Annotated in this window: 4 protein-coding genes and 2 pseudogenes; 4 read left to right on the plus strand and 2 right to left on the minus strand. The window is 48.0% G+C overall.

Features of this window, described 5'->3' with window-relative positions; all coding sequences use genetic code 11:
- Positions 1-290 precede the first annotated feature (290 nt).
- A complete protein-coding gene (locus ACSZPU_RS23350) occupies positions 291-1,097 on the minus strand; it encodes a Shedu immune nuclease family protein (protein ID WP_499003779.1) in 807 nt (268 codons plus the stop codon).
- 148 nt (positions 1,098-1,245) lie between these two features.
- Complete coding sequence (locus ACSZPU_RS23355; RefSeq protein ID WP_499003782.1) at positions 1,246-2,646, minus strand: ISNCY family transposase; 1,401 nt, start codon at positions 2,644-2,646, stop codon at positions 1,246-1,248.
- Positions 2,647-2,842: 196 nt separating this feature from the next.
- Between ACSZPU_RS23355 and ACSZPU_RS23360 the strand changes: the two genes are divergently transcribed.
- The 4 genes and pseudogenes from ACSZPU_RS23360 to ACSZPU_RS23375 form a co-directional block, all read left to right on the plus strand.
- Positions 2,843-3,040 (plus strand): hypothetical protein, encoded by a 198-nt coding sequence (locus ACSZPU_RS23360; RefSeq protein ID WP_499003785.1) that lies wholly within the window; start codon positions 2,843-2,845, stop codon positions 3,038-3,040.
- A 13-nt stretch (positions 3,041-3,053) separates the two neighbouring features.
- Positions 3,054-3,623 (plus strand): annotated as a pseudogene (locus ACSZPU_RS23365) (DUF2213 domain-containing protein); the annotation flags it as partial.
- A 3-nt stretch (positions 3,624-3,626) separates the two neighbouring features.
- On the plus strand, positions 3,627-4,121 hold the full coding sequence (locus ACSZPU_RS23370; protein WP_499003789.1) for a structural cement protein Gp24: 495 nt from the start codon (positions 3,627-3,629) through the stop codon (positions 4,119-4,121).
- A gap of 11 nt (positions 4,122-4,132) precedes the next feature.
- Positions 4,133-4,852, plus strand: a pseudogene (locus ACSZPU_RS23375) (major capsid family protein); the annotation flags it as partial.
- Positions 4,853-4,925 lie beyond the last annotated feature (73 nt).

Genomic DNA, 4,925 nt, shown 5'->3' on the forward strand with positions numbered 1-4,925 from the left:
TCAGGCAACCGTCTGTGGTGTTTGCAGAGCTAAGATTGGCGGCTTAGCGTTGCACTTCGGAGTTGAATCCGCCAACTGTAATACTGGCTAAATGTTGCAAAAATGTTGTTTCGATAAAATAACTAATTTCGCCAGTTAAACTGCGACTTTTACGGCATTGACGGGACATTTTAATCGAGTCCTGTCAAAGCTAAGTTCAGATGTCCGAACGCCAGCAAAGTTGAAAAGTCCGCTGCGGAAACTGAATCCCGCAGCAGCCTTTTTAGCATGACGTCATTATGCGCCACGTTTTATATTATTTTTATTTTTTGGAGCACATCATCCATGACTTTAACTCTTTCTCCATCCTTTATTGTATAAGTGTACCAACTACTTGATTTATCCATCGCATCATCGTGTATTTCTTGTGATATAGCTAGTAAGTCCGTATTTATCCATGAGAACATTTCTTCATTAACAAATTTTTTTGATATCAATTCATAGCGACTATTCTTTTTTACTGCAACATATAAAGGGTACTTTCTTTCGATATTTTCAGCCAAGCTGTCAAATGATATTATTGAGAAATCATCCCGTTGCTGGCCTCTTATTAATGAGGTTTTTAACGGATTACCTTCATATTCAGATCTGCGACCATGGACCAATACATATTTGAAATTAAGAGGATTTCTTGCCATGCGAACAGGTTCAATGAAACCTTGCAGGGTATTATTTTTAAAGTGATTTCTATTTGACTCTTCATCAATCCATGCTCTCCATGTATTTATCTGCTGTAGAGCCATATTGAAATCTGCATGAAAGTCTGTGGATTTATCTTTAAAATATTTAGAGGATGGTTTTTCTATTTCAATAAATACCACATTCCAATTATCTGAACTTTTTGCTAGATATACGAAATCTGGTTTGTAATCGCTAGATAGTGGTAGCTTTCTAAATACAGTACAACAATGAATCCCATGGTTTTGTTCAAATTCCCTTGGGATAAACATGGTATTTTCTTCTAAATAATTTTGATAAACCTGCTCAACTTCATTTCTATCTAGTAATTGTATATATTCAATTTTTTTCTGTTCAGCTTCTTGACCATTCATATACATATAGCAGTTCCATTTTTAAATAGATTAGTTGAAGCAATTTTTGGTGATATGGAATTTTTAGCGGTTAAGGTAGCCGCGAAATGGTTCGATGGCACCCGAACTTTCCCGTGGTTTCCCATGGTTTTCCTTTTATATCATATCATTGCAGTCATTTTCTTTTGCCAAAAATTTCATCAGTACGTGATTGCAATGCCTTCAACGCATCGAGCATATCGTCTCCGTTCAGAGAGCGCTGGGATTTCTTCTCAGTTGGTTTTCTGCGACGCCGCGAGGGACCATCTCCGGCAGGGAGGGCTTGTGAACGATTATTGTCGCGTTTGTCCTGAACCAGCTTAATAAACTCAAGTGTCCGCCCGAGGCGCTTGTTGTCCACGATAGCACCCTGGTCAATTTCCTGAAGACGATCATAAGTGGAGTAGGGAAGGACGACTCCGTTTAGCCGGAGTTCTTTCCGGCCATCCGGGTAATGCCAGACCTCAATGTACTTCCCAATAGATCTGCGGCTTAACTCATTATCTTCAATCAGATAGAGTACTTTGTCATACTGTACCGTCAGGGATTTTGAAACACGGCGCGGTTCCCGCCATGTGAAAAAAGCTGCCAGATCATCATCATTTTCAAGCGGCCGATGCACATCAAAGTCATGCCGGGGCGCTTTGGCAAACCGCTGGTTATAATCTGCCATGAACTCATCGGCATAATCATTGGCTGCGTCCACAGAAGAAATGCCCCTGAGCCTGAGTTCCTTTACCAGGCGATCCTGAAGAGTGAGATGAGCGCGTTCCACACGGCCTTTGGCTGAGCTGGTATTGGCGCAGATAGTCTGGATGTTCAGTTCGTACATCGCACGGCCAAACTGGGTATAACCATCGCCACCGGTGGCATTTTTATTGTTGATTCTGAAGACACTGGCTTTGTCGCTATACAAAGCAAGTGGCTTGCCATGCTTTTCCAGGTAGCCCCGGGTGGCCTCAAAATAAGTGAATGTCGATTCCGATTTCACAAAACGAAGCTGCATCAGCCGGCTCGTTGCATCGTCAACATAGACCAGCGCAGTACAGGCGGGTGCACGGTTCTCGAACCAGTGATGGTCGCAACCATCAATCTGGATCAACTCACCACAACAGGCGCGACGATAGCGTGGCTGTTGAATCTTTGGTGCTCGTTGTTTGCGGGGGATCCAGAGACCAGCTTTAACCATTAGCGACCGGACAGTTTCTTTGGAAAGATGGACATCGTGCAGTTCTGCGAGTTTCTCACACGCCAGCGTCGGCCCAAAGTCGGTATAGCGCTCGCGGATTATGTTGAGTGCATACCGGGCAAGACCTGCAGGGAGCTGGTTATTGCTGGGTTTTCCACGACGACGGTCAGCCATAGCAAGCGGGCCATGTTCACGATAACGCGACAGAAGACGCCGGCACTGACGATCGGAGAGACCCAGACGCTGCGCGGCCATCTGCGTTGTCAGGCGCCGGTCGACAACATCCTGAATGATTTTAAGTCGGTTAACTTCATCCAAAGTAAAAAACTCCGCTGCATGAGCCGTCATCAGAATCCCTCGATGGTGAGTCTACATGACGGACATCTTAACTTAGCCCAAAGCGGACATTACAACTTTGCTATTACATCGCCGGTGCGGTTAAGAGTCATTATGTTAAATAGTCCGTGATTTTGAACAATTATCCATATCAGAAGGTCGCCACTGAGCGGCCTTTTTTTATTGCCCGCCATTCAGCAGGTAGCCCATGAAAAAGAGCATCTATTTTCTCAAACAGAAGAATGGCGACATCGAGAAGATAACCGCCATCTACAACGGCATTTCAGCAATCTACCAGCGCGTAGAGGATAAGCGTCGGTGTTGCATCTGTGGACGTGGCAGCGCAAGGCAAATCAAACACCTGCTACGCGAATTCATTAAATCAACCAAGGCGGTGGAGGAATGAAATATTTCTTTAAAACCCGCCTGACACCGTGACCGGGGATGACGACGTGACATCTTCTATGACGCCTGGCGGTGTGGTCATCAATCTTTCCCCGCAAAATCCGCTTCCTGGTCCGGCATTGCAAGGCACTGGCGATGAGCAAGAAGAAATCCCTGCATGGGGTAAAGCGCTGATTGAAGCAGTCGCCAAACTCACCCCGGCAGCTACGGCATATGCTGGCACTGGTGATGAGGATGAGGAGGAGAAGAAAGAGGAGGAAGGTAAGGTGACTGGCGATGCCGCTTACCGTGCTGACCTCATTCAACCCGGCATCCAGTTGCCCGAGAAAGCGAAACCGACAGCGTTCAAGCGCCAGGTTCTCGCATCTGCGGATCAATCTCTGGTGCGCTCCGTCGTAGGTGATGCCGACCTTTCCAAACTGAAAAAAGCCACTGTAGATATGGCGTTTACTGCCGTCTCTGAGCTGGCTAAAAACCGCAACGTCAAAACCAACGACAGCCTGCAAACGCAGACTGCCACCACTGTTAAAACCATTGCCGGCATGAATCAGGCCGCGCAGGAATTCTGGTCTAAACGAGGTTAACCAATGGGTAACACATTTCTTTACCGGATGCCTGCGGGCATCGCCGGGTCGATCTCTCGCCCGCAGGATCTGACGGTTGAACCTCAACTGCTGGACTCGACAAACCTTTTTTCAGCTTACGGCCTGGGTGGCAAGATTTCCTCCGGAAAATTTGTTCCTATCGCTGCGGATGATACAGCAGCAGTGCTGGTGGGTATTTATGTTCGCCCATATCCGACAGCAAGCCAGCCGGACAAAGTCCAGCAGGTAGGTAGCGGTAAAAACTTTACCGGGGATTGCCTGGTTCGCGGCTATGTCACGGTAAACATCGGTGCTGACGCATCCAGCGTTGCATTGCACGGCCCGGTTTACATGCGCGTGGCTTCTCCGTCCGCTTCCAGCCCTCTCGGCGCGTTTCTCCCCGCTGCTGATGGTTCGAATACCGTCCAGATCACTAACGCTTACTTCAATGGCCCTGGCGATACCAGCGGCAACATTGAGCTGGCCTTCAATATTTAAGGAAATCGCAAATGCCAATGACATTTGACCAGGCAACAGTCGACGGCACTGGTGCCTTTCTTGTCCATGAGTTGGAGCGTCTCGATCAGACACTGAATCTGCCGCTGGTGAATTTCACCTGGTCGCGCGATATCCAGTTGCGCGAAGACGTTTCTATTGCTGACGAAATCAGTTCATTCACCAACACCATCTTTGCTGCAGCTGGTACGCCGAATGCCAACGGCAAAAACTGGCTGAGTAAAATCCCGACCGCGCTGGCTGGAGTAAACGTCGATATCGTAAAAACGGGCTTCCCTCTCACATTATGGGGGATGGAGCTTGGCTGGACCGTGCCGGAATTGCAGGCTGCCGCACAGGTCGGGCGACCAATCGACACCCAGAAGTACGACGGCATGCAACTGAAATGGAACATGGACACTGACGAGCAGGTGTACACAGGTGATTCTGGTCTGAACGTTAAAGGCCTTCTGAACCTGACTCAGGTAACGCCGACCAACGCCGCCAAGACCTGGGCGACCTCAACTGCTGACGAAATCCGTAACAGCATTAATGCCGGGTTGAGTGCAGCGTGGGCGAACTCCGCTTACTCCATGGTGCCGACTGATTTGCTGATCCCGCCGGAACAGTTCTCACTGCTGGCCAGTACCATCGTTTCCAGCGCCGGTAACCAGTCACTGCTGACTTATCTGGAAACTAACACCATCGCGTATCACCAGAATGGGCGCCCTCTAAGGAAGGTGCGATTTAATCGTCAATTATGAGAACATAACCCTTTCTTTGACATAGACTTTTCACGATGCCCGC

This window comes from Phytobacter sp. V69 (genome assembly GCF_965644215.1).
GTDB lineage: Bacteria > Pseudomonadota > Gammaproteobacteria > Enterobacterales > Enterobacteriaceae > Phytobacter.

Excerpts from the sequence above, each read along its gene's own strand:
- ACSZPU_RS23360 (WP_499003785.1), top strand. The coding sequence starts at position 2,843 with ATGAAAAAGAGCATCTATTTTCTCAAACAGAAGAATGGCGACATCGAG.
- ACSZPU_RS23350 (WP_499003779.1), bottom strand. The coding sequence starts at position 1,097 with ATGTATATGAATGGTCAAGAAGCTGAACAGAAAAAAATTGAATATATA.
- ACSZPU_RS23355 (WP_499003782.1), bottom strand. The coding sequence starts at position 2,646 with ATGACGGCTCATGCAGCGGAGTTTTTTACTTTGGATGAAGTTAACCGA.
- ACSZPU_RS23370 (WP_499003789.1), top strand. The coding sequence starts at position 3,627 with ATGGGTAACACATTTCTTTACCGGATGCCTGCGGGCATCGCCGGGTCG.